The sequence below is a fragment of the Alteromonas sp. ABE4_545 genome (genome assembly GCF_056161325.1).
This window is the reverse complement of sequence record NZ_JBSWYY010000013.1, coordinates 24,080-41,476: the sequence shown is the minus strand read 5'-3', so window position 1 is coordinate 41,476 and position 17,397 is coordinate 24,080. Positions and strand designations below refer to the sequence as shown.

Genomic DNA, 17,397 nt, shown 5'->3' with positions numbered 1-17,397 from the left:
GGTTTATTGTCCTATTTTAATGCTTACTGCGCTAATCTCATCATCATCAGGCAGTTGGTATTCCGTCTGTGCGTTCGCGAGGTCTATTTTTTGCTTTAGCAAAGACCGGCCGCCATCTTCTCGCACAACTTCAATGTACAAAGTAAATGTGGTTAACCCTTCAATGTGACTTTTAACAACATACTCACCCGCCCCTTGAGTGGCACCGGTTACCCCATCGGGTGTTTCATCATAACGGCCAAGCTTGCGCCACCAACGACGAATATCTTTAAGCCATTTGTCGTTATGCGACTTCTTCATATGCCATAAAGACAGGGTTTGATTTTTCTCGCTGCTTTCCACCCAAATCGCAACGTAAGGCTTTTGATAATTCGCGGTAGAAAAAGTAGGAAGCTCAAAACTGACCTCAAGTTCACTGCCGCTGGCCCCAAAGCTGAACATCGCTAATGCGATCACAACACTCAAAAACTTCGTCATTTTTATGCCTATCGTATTGAAACTAAGTGCTTATCGAACACTTGAAAAAGAGAGCGAATTTACGTCACTCACATCGAAAACGGTTTTGTATTTTGCGGCCTGATGATAGCAGTAATCATTACCAACAAACAATACTAATGAGAATCATTTTTATTCAGGTGGGTGATGAAATGGGATTTAGGGCGTATATTTTAAGAAGAGGCTGCCAGACAAGAACGTGAACTTACTAGCAGCCTGAGATGAACTAGGCCTCACAAGCAGCGCAAAGCTGTTTTTGATTAAGCAATTGAGCGGCATTCATACTGTGCTGGTAGTACAGTGATTTAATCCCTAGCTTCCACGCATCAATGTACAAGGCATTAATTTCTTTTACTGGTGTGTCGGGGTGAATGATGATGTTCAGTGACTGGCCTTGATCAATGTAAGTCTGTCTGGCTGTGGCCTGATGAACAATGGTCATTTGGTTAATTTCGGGATACGTCTTAAACACCTCTTTTTCTGCATCAGAAAGAAACGGCAAGTGTTGAACCGAGCCATCTCTATCGCGGATGCTGCGCCATGTTTCCACGTTGTTTTGACCTTTTTCCTCAAGCAAAGCGAGCAAGAAAGGATTTTTAATCGTGGTCTTGATTTTCTGTATGTCTTTTACGTAACAGTTTGACCATATGGGTTCGATACCCTGAGACACCTGGCCAAGAATAAAGGCCGACGATGTGGTTGGTGCGATGGCCATGGTAGTTGTGTTACGCCGGCCATAGCCCTTCAGCACGTCAGGCTCACCAAATGCCTGGGCTAGTTGCTCAGACGCTGCATAAGAACGCTGCTGAATAAGCTTGAATATTTCTACGTTCAATTTGGCGGCTTCGCGACTTTCGAAGCTCAGCATTTTTGATTGCAGTAATGAATGCCAGCCCAACACACCTAAGCCGATTGCACGGTGACGCTTGGCAAAGTTGTACGCGCGCTCCATAAACATAAAGGTTTTTACATCGTCGCGACTAGACGAATGTTTATACTGTTCGAGCTTGGTAATAAATTCTGTCATCACGGCGTCGAGGAAATAGGTCAGTGTTTCTACCGCGTCGGTGTTTTTCCACTCGTCATAGTGCAATAAATTTAACGATGACAAACAGCACACAAAAGACTCATCCTCAGTGCTGGGCAGCATAATTTCAGTACACAGGTTACTGGCGTAAATGCGGCGGTGCTGCTGTTTGTATACGTCGACCGTCTGGTTGTTCGCGTTATCTTCAAACAAGATGTACGGATAACCTATCTCGCCTCTCACTTGTATCAATTTAGCCCAAATTGCACGTTTGTCTTGGTCTCCGTCTATCATGGCCTGTAGCCATGCATCGCTCACAGTAACGCCATGAGTGAGTTTTTGGATCGGGTTGCCTTCTAAGCCAATTTCAAGAAACTCGGCAATATCGGGGTGACTAATAGGCAAGTAAGGCGAAAAGTTTCCACGGCGCGTTGCTCCCTGACTCACAACATCAACGATGGTGTCGAACAACTGCATAAAATGCACGGCCCCTGACGACACGCCATTATTTTTTATTGCCGCACCACGGGGGCGAAGTGCGCCAAAATACCCTGACGTGCCGCCCCCCATTTTAGACATCATGCCTACTTCCGACTGGGTATAAAGAATTTCACCCATATCGTCAGCAAGATAAGAACCAAAACAACTAATAGGCAAGCCGCGATCTTTACCGAAGTTCGACCATACAGGTGATGCTAATGAGAAATACCCACGCTGCATATAACGGTAAAATTCGTCTGCAAACCCGCTAATTCCGTTAATTTTTTCAGCGTTATCGGCAATTTCACGAATGCGCTTTTCCGGCGTGGTATCCTCTGTCAGGTACCCTGCTTGTAAGTACTTTCTGCTATTTTCGGTTAACCATTTCATTGTTATCTGCTCCCTAGAATAAGTCGTCACTGGTTACGCTCTTGCTGCGTTTGTTGTAATTGATCGAACGCTTGTTAAAGAAGTCGCCATGCTTAGTGCCAATAATTTCGTCATCAAACCATTCAGACTCACTGAGCAGTGCCTCATCAACCGAAAATACAGGCGCGATATCAATGCTTTTAAGCGAGCGGTTAAAACGGTCTTGAATGAAGTTAAGCACTACGGCTTTGGGTAGAAACGCCAATTCTCCTTGTTCGAAAATCCAATCAACAATTTTCTTTTCTGAGCGATATGCCATACGACACTGCTCCTGCACCATGGCGGCGTGGCGGCTGTCGAACCAAGTCGGGTTTTCACGCTTGATAATCTTAATGATCTCGATACCAAAATTGCCGTGGATCTGCTCTTCTTTGGACGTCGCCTCGACAACATTGGAAATACCTTTGAACTGAGCGCGAAATTTGTTGAACGCCATAATGATCAGAAACTGAGAAAACAGCGACACATGCTCGATAAACAAAGAGAACAACAACACGGCTTCGGCGTAATCTTTGTTGTCGTCACTTTTCGCGTGGCGCACCGCCGACTCCAGATATTGCACGCGCTCGTTAATTACCGGGTTTTCTTGTAAACGTTCAAACTCTTCGTTCAGGCCCAGTATTTCAAGTAAGTGAGAATAAGCATCGTGGTGCCTTACTTCACTTTCGGCAAAGGTTGCACCTACCGAACCAATTTCTGGCTTAGGTAATTTGCCGTGTAAATTGCCCCAAAACGTTTTTACTGCTACTTCAATTTGTGAAATCGCCAGCATTGTATTTTTCACTGCATTGCGTTCACTGATAGAAATACCCACCTTGAAATCTTGTATATCAGAGGTGTAGTTGAATTCGGTATGCAGCCAATAGGAGTGACGAATAGCATCTGAATATTCGAGGAGTTCCGGATATTCGTACGGCTTAAGATTAATGCGCTTGGTGAAAATATCGCGCTTGCGCATTTTAGCGTGTTCTTCACGATACAAAATATAGGCTTTGGCCGCTTGTGTGAACTCGCTTTTCATTAGTGTTTCTTCAACAATATTCTGCACGCCTTCAATAGAAGGAACGTAGCGTCTGTCTATTGCTTTGATTTGTTCGAGTTGCTCAACCACCTGATCTGAAATTATCTGTGCCTGTTCTCTGGTACCACTTTGCGTGGCCAGCATGGCTTTTTCAATGGCATGAGTAATTTTGGATGGGTTAAAATTTTCTATTTGTTCATCACGTTTCTGTATGTATGAAATCATTGCCTTTCCTGTAGCTGAATTCCACAAACACTATATGTAGTGATAATTACCAGATCAATACACTATATATGGAAAACTCTTAACTCTATGAAAAGCAAAGACATTTAAACAAAAATCATTATCATTTAGATTAATGAGATTAGAAACACAAGCCACAAGTAAAAAAAATCCCCGCTAACCAAGTTAGCAGGGATTGATTTTTGTCACTTCACGATGAAGTCGGTAGTTCAAATTACCGTCTATCTGATTAACCGACAGACTTAACCGGAATCATATTAGAAGGCGCAGTATTTAACTCAGTGCGAGGCGGTGCAAACTGGGTAAGCTTGATACCGACTACTGCTTCTTTGTACTCTTCTAGCGTTGGTGTACGGCCTAGAATTGCTGCCAGTACTACCACAGGAGTTGAAGCCAACAGAGATTCACCTTTTTTGCCGTCTCTGTCTTCTACAACACGGCCTTGGAACAAGCGCGTTGAGGTTGCAAATACGGTATCACCTTTTTCTGCTTTTTCCTGGTTACCCATACAAAGGTTACACCCTGGGCGTTCAAGATAGAGGATGTTCTCGTACTGCTTACGCGCTTCACTCTTAGGATTGTCATCGCTAAATTCGAAGCCCGAATACTTTTGCAGTATTTCCCAATCACCTTCTTGCTTGAGTTCATCAATGATGTTGTAAGTAGGCGCAGCAAGTACCAGCGGCGCTTTAAACTCTACTTTGCCGAGTTTTGCTTCTAGGTTACGTAAAATTTGTACCACAATTTTCACGTCGCCTTTGTGTACCATACAAGAACCCACAAAGCCTAAATCAACGGTTTTCGTTCCACCGTAATAGTTAAGCGAGCGAATTGCATCATGGGTATAACGCTTAGACACATCTTCGTTATTTACATCTGGGTCGGCAATCATTGGTTCGTCAATCACGTCCAAATCAACCACCAACTCTGCAAAATACTCACAGTTGTCGTCTGGCATCAATACAGGACGACCAGTACCAGAACGGATATCTTCGATACGTTGATTGGCTTTATCAATCAAACCTTGAAGTGTACCGGCTTCGTTTTCCATACCTTTGTTGATCATGATTTGGATACGGCTCTTGGCTATTTCCAAAGATTCGATCAAGGTCTCAGGCTGAGAAATACAAATCGAAGCCTTAGCCTTCATTTCCGCTGTCCAGTCGGTAAAGGTAAACGCTTGGTCTGCGGCTAATGTGCCAATATGCACTTCAATAATGCGGCCTTGGAACACGTTGTCACCGAATTTCTTCAACATCTGTGCCTGAGTAGCATGCACGATGTCTCGGAAATCCATGTGATCCTTCATGTCGCCTTTAAAGGTTACTTTTACTGACTCAGGGATAGGCATAGTCGCTTCACCTGTTGCCAATGCCAACGCTACGGTACCTGAGTCGGCACCAAAAGCTACGCCCTTAGACATACGGGTATGCGAGTCACCGCCGATAATAATAGCCCACTCATCAACAGTAATATCGTTAAGCACCTTGTGAATAACGTCAGTCATTGAGTGGTAAACGCCTTTAGGGTCACGTGCTGTGATCAAGCCAAAGCGGTTCATAAAGCTCATCAGCTTTGGAATATTCGCCTGTGCTTTTTTGTCCCATACCGATGCGGTGTGACAGCCAGACTGATATGCACCATCCAATACCGGAGAAATGACCGTTGCCGCCATTGACTCTAGTTCTTGTGATGTCATCAAGCCTGTGGTGTCTTGCGAACCCACAATATTCACTTTTACACGGACATCAGAACCAGCGTGCAGCGCCACGCCTTCAGGTACACCTACTGCGTTATTGTTGAAGATTTTCTCAACCGCTGTTAAGCCTTGCCCTTCGTGAGAAACTTCTTTAGATGGTGCAAATACATCTTCTGCTTCAACACCTAAGGTCTCGGCCGCAAAATTCTGTAGCTTTTTACCAAATACAATGGCGTATGAACCACCAGCACGCATAAATTCTACTTTCTGCGGCGTAAAGGCAGATGACACATCCGCTAATTCTTCGTCGCCTTTGTAGAGCTTTTTCGTTTTAGTGTTGATAGTTAACACTGTACCCGTCTCTACTGAGTAGGCTTGTTCCAGAATTGGATCGCCATTAGCGTCTAGTACTGGCTCGCCATTGTCGTCTAACTTCTTAACCCAGTTTTTCAAATCTAAACCAATACCGCCGGTTACACCCACAGTAGTAAGGAAGATTGGAGAAATACCATTAGTACCCGCTACAACAGGGGCAATGTTAACGAAAGGCACGTACGGACTAGCTTGTTTACCTGCCCACAACGCCACGTTGTTAACACCTGACATACGTGAAGAGCCTACGCCCATGGTGCCTTTTTCAGCAATCAACATGACTTTTTTGCCAGGGAATTGCTTTTGCAACTCAACAATTTTTTCTTGGTCAGCAGGAGAACACATGCACTTGCCGTGAAGCTCACGGTCAGAACGCGAGTGAGCCTGATTACCTGGTGACAACAAGTCAGTTGAAATATCACCTTCAGCGGCAATAAAGGTAACCACATCGATTTTTTCATCGATATCAGGAAGCTTGGTAAAGAACTCTGCTTTTACATAGCTTTGTAATAAATCTACAGCAATGGGGTTATTTGCTTTGTAGGCGGCCGCAATGCGGTCAGTGTCTGCTTCGTACAAAAACACCTGAGTTTTTAATACTTCGGCAGCTTGCTTTGCCAGTTCGGCGTCGTCACCCAAAGCAATGTCTAGCAATACTTTTACTGATGGGCCGCCTTTCATGTGTGATAGGAGCTCAAAGGCAAACTCAGTCGGAATTTCTTCAACAACTTCTTCGCCTAAAATAATCGCTTTCAAGAAATCTGCTTTTACAGAAGCAGCACTGGTTGTGCCTGGCAACGTATTGTAAATCAGATAGTGCAACGAATCTTTGCGATGTTCGTGCCCAGTATCTTTGATTTGCGCTATGATTTCAGAAAGCAATTCGCTCCCGTCAATAGGTTTAGGATGCAAGCCCTGCTGCTTGCGCTCTTCAATTTCTTGCAGGTATTCGGAATAGTAACTCATAGCGTCTCGGTCTTTTGGTATGATGATCAACTTACAAGATATTAGAAAGTCGTCCAGACCTCAATGTAATTTAATTACGAAACCCCAATACTCATCATCACTAAAAGAAATGGTCCAACAAGCAAATATTCAACAAATATATAACAAGTCACTCAAGTCAATGTCGCAACACTCACCAACTTGTGAATAAGGCTATCACCCCAAACCTGAGCAAGCCTACCCTTCAACACCTATAACACGGCTAGATGTCGTAACTTTCAACATCTTCAATTACGCGTCGCTCTAATCTTGCTTCGCCTATGGGGTCGGCATGAATAATCACATCGGTGTCACTAAACGCCGATTCAAGGGCCAACTCTACCGCATCTGTGATGTCGTGAGCTTCGCGAAACGACAATTCAGCATCAAGCTGTATATCGAGCTGAATAAAACGCTTTCCACCAGCTTTTCTAGTTCTCAATGCGTGATAGCCGATGACGTTTTTGTCTTTTTCTAAAATAGTTTTGATTTTTAATTTATCGTGTTCAGGTAATTCCTCATCCATTAACTGAGGTATCGCGATGTTCATTACCTGCCATGCCGCAATCACTAAAAAACCGCCCATCACAAGGCCCGCTATTGCGTCTAAGCGCGGAATATTGAAGTACTCACCTATCGTTACCGCCGCGAGCGCACCACTCAAGGCTAATACATCCCCTAAATAATGCGCGCGATCAGCCCGCACAATTAACGAGTCGACTTTTTTGATTGCCAAGGTTTGGAACGACACCAACATCAAGGTGGCAATCAAGGCGATCGCGAGTACCCAAACGGCGACGTGGGGTTGTTGTAATGGCTCAGGATTTAACAGATGCCGAATAGATTCAGAAATCACCAGTGTTGCCGACACACTGATCAAAGCCACCTGAATCAAAGCGAATAATGCTTCGGCTTTATGGTGCCCAAACTTGTGATTATCGTCAGGGTCCATTGCGGCGAACCGTGCTGCGCCAGCGGCTGCAATACTGCCGAACAAGTCGATACCGCTGTCGGCAAGTGAGCCTAATACTGCCGTTGAGCCCGTAATAAACCAGCCTATCAACTTCATCAATACCAGTGAAGAGGCCACAATAATGGCACAAGTAGTTGCAGCTTTAACCCAGCTGTTTTTTGATTTTTTACTAATAGTCAATGTCTTACCATTTCGAACAAAAGCCAATCAATGAACGCCTTCGTGGCATGATCATTGACCGATATCGTGGCACCTATAGTTACACTTGCCAATGTCCTTAACTTTCAACAAACGTTGATGTGGGCGAGAGGTGTCGAATTTGGAGAGAGGTTACCACTAACTCCGCGGTAAAAAAAACACAAAAATAGTAAGGCATGGGAGCGCCAGACGCGCCCCCAGAAAAGAATGTAGATAATACAGCGACTAAACGTTATAGGTAGAAGACGCAGTATCGCCGCCTCGTCCTGTCCAATTGGTATGGAAAAACTCGCCGCGCGGTTTATCAACGCGTTCATAAGTATGCGCGCCGAAATAATCGCGCTGAGCCTGCAATAAATTAGCCGGCAAGCGGCCACAGCGGTACCCGTCAAAGTAATTCAGTGCAGCGCTAAACGTGGGAGTAGGGATACCATTTTGGGCCGCAACGGCAATCACATTACGCCAGCCTTGTTGCGCGCCCAACAGTTTGTCTACGAAATAAGGCGCTACCATTAAATTCACTAACTCAGGGTTAGCATCAAATGCCTCTTTGATGTGAGACAAGAAGGTAGAGCGAATGATACAGCCACCACGCCACATAAGGGCAATGCCACCGTAGTTCAGATCCCAGCCAAACTCTTTCGCGGCCTCGCGCATTAATACATAACCTTGGGCATAGGACACAATTTTAGACGCCAACAAGGCTTTGCGAATATCTTCAATAAATGCAGCCTTGTCGCCTTCGAACGTCGCCTTAGGCCCAGAAAGAATTGAAGACGCCGCAACGCGTTCTTCTTTTTGCGCCGACAAACAACGTGAGAATACTGCTTCACCAATCAGAGTTAATGGCACACCGTGTTCAAGGGCTGATACCGCAGTCCATTTTCCGGTACCTTTCTGGCCTGCTGTATCAAGGATTTTCTCTACCAATGGCTCGCCATCTTCCTTGTAACCCAAGATGTCGCGGGTAATTTCTATCAAGTAACTGTCGAGTTCACCTTGGTTCCATTCTGCAAACACCGCATGCATTTCGTCAGCGCTCATACCAAGTAGCTCTTTCATGATTTGATACGCTTCGCAAATTAACTGCATATCGCCGTATTCAATACCATTGTGTACCATTTTAACAAAATGGCCTGCGCCGTCTTCGCCAACCCAATCACAACAGGGCGCACCATCGTCAACCTTTGCCGCAATAGACTGGAAAATACCCTGTACCGCAGGCCAAGCGTCGTGAGCACCACCGGGCATAATAGAAGGGCCTGTAAGCGCACCTTCTTCACCACCTGACACACCCGCACCAATAAAGTGAATACCTTTCTCATGTAGCGCTGCAGCACGACGATTAGAATCGGGGAAATGGGTGTTTCCGCCGTCAATGATAATGTCGCCCTGTTCAAGGTGTGGCACCAATTGCTCAATCATTTTGTCTACCGCTGGGCCAGCTTTAACCATCAGCATGATTTTGCGAGGTGTGGCTAGTGAACTAACAAGCTCTTCAACACTATGCGCACCACGGATATGCTTTCCTTTGGCCCGGCCTTCAATAAACTTAGTCACCTTGTCTGTAGAGCGATTGTACGCCGTTACGGTGAAGCCTTTACTGGCCATATTGAGGATCAGGTTTTCTCCCATTACAGCCAAACCTACTACAGCGATATCCGATAATTCTTTCATGCTCGTATGATGTCCTATGTGAGTGTGTCAATTCAGTTGCTGGTGTGCATTCCTAACAACAGGCTCTCTTGATGTTGCTAATTTAGATTATGCAAGGCAAAGAAAGACTAAAATTTCCGCAGTGCCAAGTCCAATTGATTACGGTTATCAAATATATGATAAATGACTAGCGACACAAATGATAATGAGAATTAATATCAATTGAAAGTTAAATATTGAAGTACTCATAAGCCCTGCTCAAATATGGCAGGGCCAGAGTGAGATAACAAAAGGTTAGTACACGTCTCGTACGTAGCGTTTTTGCTTCTTAAGCTGCTCCACGTAATCGGCTGCTTGCTCCGCACTCATATTGCCGTGTTCTGCAATAATCTCGTGCAGGGCTTTATCCACGTCTTTAGCCATACGATAAGCATCACCACAAATAAAGAAATAGGCACCGCGCTCGAACCAAGCAAACAGCTCAGCACCTTGTTGCTTCATGCGATCTTGCACATAGAGTTTTTCAGCTTGGTCACGAGAAAACGCGAGGTCTAAACGAGTTAACACACCGCTATTTTGCATGGCGGTAATTTCGTCTTCGTAAATGAAATCGCTGGCGCGATTGCGATCACCAAAGAACAGCCAGTTGTCTCCCGAGGCACCGGTTGCCTCACGTTCTTCGAGGAATGCGCGAAATGGCGCTATCCCCGTACCTGGACCAACCATAATCATGGGCAAGCTGCTGTCTTCTGGCACCGAGAAGTTTTTATTTGGTGCAAAGTAACACAAGACTTCGTCACCCTCTTCAGCGATATCAGCCAAATAGGTAGAGCACACACCGGCATGGTCACGGCCATCCTGATGGTAGCGCACACTGCCGATAGTTAAATGCACTTCTTCTGGGTGAGCATTGATACTTGAGGAAATGGAATACGCGCGTGGTGCCATCGCCTTACAAAGATTGCAGAACACCTCTGCACTGAATGACACGCCATAGTCATTCAGTAAGTCCACACAGTCTTTGCCCCACAAGAAATCACTCATAGCCTCATTGTCACCGCTGTTGATCAAATCGCGAAATGACGGGTCATTACATTGGTTAGCTATTTCAGCGATAAAGGCTTTGCTCGGTGTACGAATTTCCAAACGCTCGCTTAGCAGAGTATGAGCATCTATGACCTCGCCTTGCCAGTTAACTGTTTCACCAGCCTCAATGTTTAGTATCTGGCACAACTCTTCAACCAGGTCGGGGCGGTTTTTCACTATCACGTTCAGTGCATCGCCGGCTTCGTAGGTTTCGCCACTGCCTGCCAATGAAAACTCATAATGCACAATTTCTTTGCTCGATGCTTGCTGAGTTAACACGGCTTTGCGTAATAACTTAGCTGGCAACGGATTGTTGCGGCCAAATTTAGACTTTGCCTTTTTAGGGGATGACGCCGTTGCCGCTACTGGCCCCGCCGCTTCACTGCCCTTTTGCGCGATAATCGGCACCGCGCCTTGGATCCAATTCGCTGCTGGCGTATCAAAATCGACATCACAGTCAACGCGATCATAAATACGTTCTGCGCCCAATTCGGCTAAACGGGCATCCCACATTTTACCCGCAACACAAAATTCGTCGTAGTTAGTGTCTCCGAGCGCCAATACCGAGAAAAAGGTTCCAGCCAGTGCTGGCGCGTCATCACCACTCATTGCGTCCCATAGGCTTTGTGCGTTGTCGGGCATTTCGCCTTCGCCATAAGTACTGGTAACAATTAACAAGCGCTCTACGCCAACAAGTTGTTCTGGACTGACATCATCCATATCCAACACCTGAGGCGCTAGGCCAGCTTCACGAGCAAAATCGGCCGCTTGTTCTGCAACGTCTTCTGCATTGCCGGTTTGTGAACCGAACAATATCATCACGGGTTTCTGGGCCACTGGCGCTGCAACGCTTGCTGCTGCCGTGGCACCGCCATTCACATGTAAACGAGTATGTAAGCCCGCTAAGAAGCCACCCATCCATTGCTTTTGTTCACCACTAAATGGAATGTCGGTGGGTAAATAAGGTACGGCCAGTGCCGGTTTTTGTTGGTTCGTCATTTGTTTCTCCAATCTCTTTACTGCACTGACTATTGCGACACGGCAACGGCTTCAGTCTGGCCCATCACGGCGGTTAATTCGCCGGTGTAAAAACTTGCAAGCGCTTGTTCCAACGATGGATAGTCTTTGAGCTCCTGCTGATTTTCATAATCGCGATGCAGGATCCACACTGAAGTACCAAAAGCACGGGTATCGGCGACTTCACGGCGACAAAACGCTTCTTTGTAATCTCTTACGCGCTTGTCTGCCAACAAAGCTGCCAACGCTTGAGGGCTAAAGTCTTTAAGCGCTGCTTTTAGGTCTTTTTGCACTTGCTCTACCAGTTTGCGGTCTTCACTCTTAATTAAGTAATGCGCCATTTCACTGTCTGAAACACTGCTGTCTTTCACCAGTGCGCTTTTTTCAGCTTGCGCCTGCGCTCGGCGTAACACGCCCATCGCATTGACATACTGGCAAATCAAGTGGGTGTCACAATCACCGTATCCCGGCACGCGCCCACCAAACATAAACTGCTTGCTGTGATACGCCTCGGACACACGGCGCAATTGCCATATCCCCCACGCGTGTGCTAATTCTTCAAGCAGTTGTTTTTTGTCGAGCTTTTCGGCTATCGCGCCACTGCAATGGTGGCCGTATAACGCGGTGGGAATGAGAACGAAGAAATGCTGTTTTTCGTGCTCCCAGTTGTCTAACAAACGCGTAGCGACAACCGAGCCGGTCAGGTCAGCGTGCGCTTGTAGATGCAGTTTTAGGGCAAGTTCCTGACCAGCAACCACGGCGTCATTGCTCACTAACGACAACACCTTAACCGAGTCGAGTGAACAGCGCTGAGTGATCGCACCGGTAGGGTCGTACTGATATGCAGTACCGCCACTCATACCGTTACCAAACCCCTTACCAAAGCCGCCCAAATTGACAATACTGCCGTTGGTCATGTACTCACAGCAGAAGTCACCTACGCCTTCAACAACCGCAACGGCGCCGGAATTACGTACACCAAAGCGATCCCCCGCCTGACCTTCTACAAACAGCTCGCCACCGGTCGCCCCAAACAAAGCAAAGTTACCAATTAGCACGTTACCTTCTGCTTCATTTAACGCACCGCCGCCGGGGTTGGTCACTATGATTCTACCGCCGCTTGCGCCTTTACCTACACCGTCGTTACAGGTACCTGAATGGTGTAAATTTATGCCTGTATTGTTAAAAGCACCGAAGCTTTGCCCAGCAGAATGGGTGGAATTAACGATGATGGTCCCGTCGCGCAATACGCGGCGGCCATTGGGCAATACGTCAATGTGGGGGTGAGCTTCAACCGCTTCATCACTGAGGTCGTAATTGAGGTGTCGCTCAATATCAATGGCAAACTGACCACCGGTGGTTTTGTTACAGTTGTTGAGTTTTGGCCCTTGGATCACCAATGGCGCGTCAAAACCTTGTGCCAATGCCGATTTAGCTTGTGCAATATACTCATCGTCAGGCGCAAAATTTGCCTGTAATGAACGCGCATCCGGAACATGTTTTACTGTCGGCGGCGTTAATAAGGCACGCATATCCAAGCGACCGAATATGTTTTTGTGGTCCATCAAATGCAGTAAGTCGCAACGGCCACGAATTTCTTGTAACGAATGGAAGCCCAAATGTGCCAGCCATTCGCGCACCTCCTGCGCTACGTTAATGAAATACTGCGCCAGCGCGCGAGGGTCGCCCTCATACACTTCTGGGTTAGTGGTCAGCCCAGCAGGACATTTCAGGTTACAGTTTTTCGCCATAACACACTTAAGCATCATCAGCGCAGTGGTACCAAACTCAAACGAATCTCCGCCCAACATGGCAGATTTCACTACATCTAAGCCCGTTTGGTGTGCACCGGAACAACGTAATACCACATTGTCGCGCAGACCGTTTTCCGACAGCGCTTGGTGTACTTCAGCAATACCAAGCTCGGCGACACGGCCGGTGTTTTTCAAACTGGTCACTTGCGCCGCGCCAGTACCACCGGTGTTGCCAGCAATATTGATCACGTCTGCGCCCGCTTTTGCAACACCAACCGCAATGGTGCCCACACCTTCAGACGACACCAACTTAACAATAACGCGTACTCGTGCTGCTTTGGCGTCGTGAATAAGCTGGCCCAAGTCTTCAATAGAATAGGTATCGTGATGGGGAGGTGGCGAGACCAATTCAACGCCGGGTGTACCGCCACGCGCTGCGGCAATTTCCACGTTCACTTTGGGCGCAGGTAACTGCCCGCCTTCGCCTGGTTTTGCCCCCTGACCGATTTTAATCTCAATTTCCTGAAGTGATGGGTCAGCGAGATAACCAACCCAAACACCAAAACGGCCCGAAGCGAATTGTTTAATTTTACTCGCTTTAATACTGTTGTAACGGCGAGAGTTTTCACCGCCTTCGCCCGAGTTACTCATGGCGCCAGCAATGTTAGTTCCTTGGGCAACCGCTTCGTGTGCCTTTGCCACCAAAGCACCATGACTCATAGCGCCCGAGGCAAAGCAACGGGTGATAGAGTGAGCGGGCTGCACCACGGCGAGCTCTACTGGCGCAGGGGCACCAATCCAGCCTTTTACTACGGCCAACCCACGATGATCTAATTCAGCTTCTAGCTGTTCACCATTGTGCTGAATACCCTCGAGTGCCGGCCAACGTTGCCCAATAGCTTGGGCTAACCAACCAAGCTTTTCAGCCTGCCCGGGATAGGCCATGGTCAAGTGCAGGTCAGTGGTGGTGACTGTCATGCCCTGCCAGGCAATATGCACATTATTCTGCCAATCAACACCGTCAAGTAAGGTCGACAATGCATCTATGCTGTCACAATTGGCGATATTTAACGGCATGGCCAATACATCACGCAATGCTGCGGGGCGTTGCGCACGCTCTTCGTATAAGGCTTTACAGAAACTTCGGTACGCGGGCGTGATTGCCATATTGTCAATTTGCTGTTCGGTACACGCTTCGTACCCTAACTTGCGATACGCTTCATCGTCTGGTATCCACAGCGGATGGTCCGGCATCTTCTGCTCAGGATAAGCCAGAGGCTCCTCAGTCATCGCGATAAACTCTCGCACTGCGGTTACACCAAAACTATGCCCCGCACCATCGCTGCGCTCTTTAAACAGCCCCAACAAAGGAATTTCATTCTCGCTTTGTACTTCAAATACTTTTTGCTGCCATTTCGCCGCTGTTTGCGCAATATCGCTAAATTGCGCACCACCAACTGGAGAGTGAATGTTTGGGAAAATCGCTTTTAATGCCAGATCGTGGGTGTCGATAAAGTTGGCTTCAAAAAACTCTCCGCCAATGTAACTTTCAACGGTACACAAGCCGAGTTTACCCATGGTTTTCATCAACGCTTTTTCCACGGCTTTTTGGAACGCATTCAGCCCTTGCTGAACGCCTGCAGCATCAGAGAATAACTCTTTGGCTCGTGTGGCTACCGTTAGCGGGCATACCGCAGAAGCACCAAAGCCCAATATGCAAGCCACGTCGTGTGTACTCACAATTTGGCCCGTGGCATACACCACACTGGTTTCAAAACGCATGCCTTTGCTGATCAAGCGTTGGTTCACTGCGGCAATCACCAAAATGGCAGGCAGAGCCGCGTGTTGATGACTCACGGCTTCATCGCTCAATACAATAATATCGGCATGAGCGAGTGCTGCAGCTTCAACCTGATCACAAACGGCGTTTAGCGCAACGGTTAAACGCTGCTGATTGCTAGTTTCATTGTCAAAGTCTGGTTCAAACAGCGTAGTAATGGTTTTTACTACCAAAGTTTGCTGCTGCAAGATTTGCTGTAATTGCGCTGGTTGAAGAATAGGTGACTGCAACACCAGTTGTTGCGTGGCGCGCGAGGTAAAACTCGGTTTTGCACCTAATGCAACTCGCAGTGTCATACCGTCTGCTTCGCGAATGCTGTCGAGTGGTGGGTTGGTAACCTGAGCAAAGCGCTGGCTGAAGTAGCGCGACATGCCGCCTTCTTCTGCCGCTAAGGCATTGGGCGCCAAGCCATATCCCATGGCCGAGATTTTTTCCATGCCGGTTTGCAGCATGGGGTCGAGCATAAACTTAAAGCTCTCTTGGTTGTGCCCATACGCCACATGCCGGGCCGCTGGTTTGAGTGCGTGCTCTATTTCTACCGTTTGTGACGCAGGTGGTAGCGACGCCAAGGGCAAACTGGCCTTTTTCAGCAAGCTTGCGTAGTCTTTTTGTGCCGCTAAACGGGCAAGTACATCATTGGTGTATTCAACCTGTTTGGTTTTGTGGTTGAACACCACCATACCACCAGCTTCAATACGACCACGGCGCAATACTGTGTCGGCAGGAAAGTCGATTTGTCCGGCTTCACTCATCACCGCCAAATAGTCATTAGTTTCAACACTGCGCAGCGGGCGAAGACCCAAACGGTCTAAACGTGCACCGACGATTTCTCCATCGCCGAAAACCAGCGCAGCAGGGCCATCGTTCTTTTCTTCATATAAACTGAAGTATTCCAACATGGCGCGTACATCGTCAGGTAAACGGGTGTCATTCTCCCAAGCTGGAGGCATCATAGCCAACACCGCCGTATCGATGCTGAGTTTGTCTTCAATCACTCGGCGAGCCAAGGTTTGATCCAAACGCGCAGAGTCAGACTGCCCCTTAGGGAAAATCACTTCTTTCTTATGAAACCGCCCTATCGCCTGTTCACTCAAGCGATTTTTTCTATCGGTGTTCAGCTCACCGTTGTGCGCCATGCGTCGGAACGGTTGAGCAAACATCGTATTCGGCGCTGTATTGGTTGAAAACCGGGTATGGAAATACAAGGTGTGAATATGATGTTCGGGATGATTGAGGTCATTAAAATAGGGTAGTACTTCCCAACTGTTTAAGCGCCCTTTCAATACTTGAGTACGCGAACTCATCGACAGTGGATAAAACCCTTCTAACGCTTCTTCGGTAAAGGCAATGGCTTCAATTTCTTCCAGTGCGGCGTGAATTCGCAATTCAAAAGCAGCTTGATCTGGTATGTCGTCAGGCCGTTTAAATACCACTTGGTGAATCAAAAGTTGCGCCATGGCACTTTCTTCATTCAACACACTTGGGTCGACTTCAACCAAACGCCAAAGCAGTACCGCTAAGTCATGTTCTGCGAGTACTTTTTTCAGTATCGACTCTGCATGCGCGTGCTGCTGTGGATCAGAAGGATAAAAAAAGTTAGCAACGCCAAATTCCCCTAATTGCAAATTTGGGCGCTGAGTCAGAAAGCGAAAAAAGTTCAGGGAGATATCAATATTCACCCCTGCACCATCACCAATGCCTTCTGCACTGAATCCACCGCGATGGGGGATCATGCATAGTGCTTGATGCGCGTGCTGCAATAATTCATGTGTTTGCGTGCTTTGTTTATGAGTAATAAAACCCACACCACAACTTGAATGCTCGTGTTCTCTATTAAATAAATAACGCATGGTCATACATTTCCTCAATGTAACCACTCACCAATGTGATATGCGTAAAGTTATTATTATTAGTACTGCCGACTACGGCTTTTAATACGCGCTGGTGGTTGACTAACAGTGCCATCTAATTTGGCGGCTCGACAGCATACACATGCATCAGAATAAACGCAAATGATAATGGTTGCCATTAACAAGCTATCCACATCCCTTTAATGCTGGCGCTAAGCTAATTCCGTGACTTAACAAATTAAAAAAACAGAAAATATACATATTCACTTTTTA

At 46.9% G+C, this 17,397-nt stretch carries 8 protein-coding genes; all 8 read right to left on the bottom strand.

Annotated features, from left to right (window positions below; translation table 11 throughout):
• Nucleotides 1–3: 3 nt before the first annotated feature.
• Nucleotides 4–477 (bottom strand): DUF2271 domain-containing protein, encoded by a 474-nt coding sequence (locus ACXAH6_RS12800; RefSeq protein WP_474877381.1) that lies wholly within the window; start codon nucleotides 475–477, stop codon nucleotides 4–6.
• Between the two features lie 244 nt (nucleotides 478–721).
• Nucleotides 722–2,392, bottom strand: coding sequence for a ribonucleoside-diphosphate reductase subunit alpha (locus ACXAH6_RS12795; RefSeq protein ID WP_474877379.1), 1,671 nt, complete (start codon nucleotides 2,390–2,392; stop codon nucleotides 722–724).
• A 13-nt stretch (nucleotides 2,393–2,405) separates the two neighbouring features.
• The gene (locus ACXAH6_RS12790) at nucleotides 2,406–3,677 is read right to left on the bottom strand and encodes a ribonucleotide-diphosphate reductase subunit beta (RefSeq protein WP_474877377.1); all 1,272 of its coding nucleotides are present in this window, start codon (nucleotides 3,675–3,677) and stop codon (nucleotides 2,406–2,408) included.
• 247 nt (nucleotides 3,678–3,924) lie between these two features.
• Entirely contained in the window at nucleotides 3,925–6,732 is a 2,808-nt protein-coding gene (locus tag ACXAH6_RS12785) for a bifunctional aconitate hydratase 2/2-methylisocitrate dehydratase (protein ID WP_474877375.1), read from the bottom strand.
• A 241-nt stretch (nucleotides 6,733–6,973) separates the two neighbouring features.
• Nucleotides 6,974–7,903, bottom strand: coding sequence for a cation diffusion facilitator family transporter (locus ACXAH6_RS12780; RefSeq protein WP_474877374.1), 930 nt, complete (start codon nucleotides 7,901–7,903; stop codon nucleotides 6,974–6,976).
• A 243-nt stretch (nucleotides 7,904–8,146) separates the two neighbouring features.
• Nucleotides 8,147–9,598: a decarboxylating NADP(+)-dependent phosphogluconate dehydrogenase gene (gene gnd, locus ACXAH6_RS12775; RefSeq protein WP_474877372.1), complete on the bottom strand. Its 1,452-nt coding sequence runs from the start codon at nucleotides 9,596–9,598 to the stop codon at nucleotides 8,147–8,149.
• 273 nt (nucleotides 9,599–9,871) lie between these two features.
• Nucleotides 9,872–11,662 carry a diflavin oxidoreductase gene (locus tag ACXAH6_RS12770; protein WP_474877371.1) on the bottom strand — a complete coding sequence of 597 codons (1,791 nt, stop codon included), beginning with the start codon at nucleotides 11,660–11,662 and terminating at the stop codon, nucleotides 9,872–9,874.
• 29 nt (nucleotides 11,663–11,691) lie between these two features.
• On the bottom strand, nucleotides 11,692–17,130 hold the full coding sequence (locus ACXAH6_RS12765; RefSeq protein ID WP_474877369.1) for a glutamate synthase-related protein: 5,439 nt from the start codon (nucleotides 17,128–17,130) through the stop codon (nucleotides 11,692–11,694).
• Nucleotides 17,131–17,397 lie beyond the last annotated feature (267 nt).

What these genes read in the sequence shown, in the direction of transcription:
- ACXAH6_RS12800 (WP_474877381.1), bottom strand. Translation starts at nt 477, where the DNA reads ATGACGAAGTTTTTGAGTGTTGTGATCGCATTAGCGATGTTCAGCTTT.
- ACXAH6_RS12795 (WP_474877379.1), bottom strand. Translation starts at nt 2,392, where the DNA reads ATGAAATGGTTAACCGAAAATAGCAGAAAGTACTTACAAGCAGGGTAC.
- ACXAH6_RS12790 (WP_474877377.1), bottom strand. Translation starts at nt 3,677, where the DNA reads ATGATTTCATACATACAGAAACGTGATGAACAAATAGAAAATTTTAAC.
- ACXAH6_RS12785 (WP_474877375.1), bottom strand. Translation starts at nt 6,732, where the DNA reads ATGAGTTACTATTCCGAATACCTGCAAGAAATTGAAGAGCGCAAGCAG.
- gnd (WP_474877372.1), bottom strand. Translation starts at nt 9,598, where the DNA reads ATGAAAGAATTATCGGATATCGCTGTAGTAGGTTTGGCTGTAATGGGA.
- ACXAH6_RS12770 (WP_474877371.1), bottom strand. Translation starts at nt 11,662, where the DNA reads ATGACGAACCAACAAAAACCGGCACTGGCCGTACCTTATTTACCCACC.
- ACXAH6_RS12765 (WP_474877369.1), bottom strand. Translation starts at nt 17,130, where the DNA reads ATGACCATGCGTTATTTATTTAATAGAGAACACGAGCATTCAAGTTGT.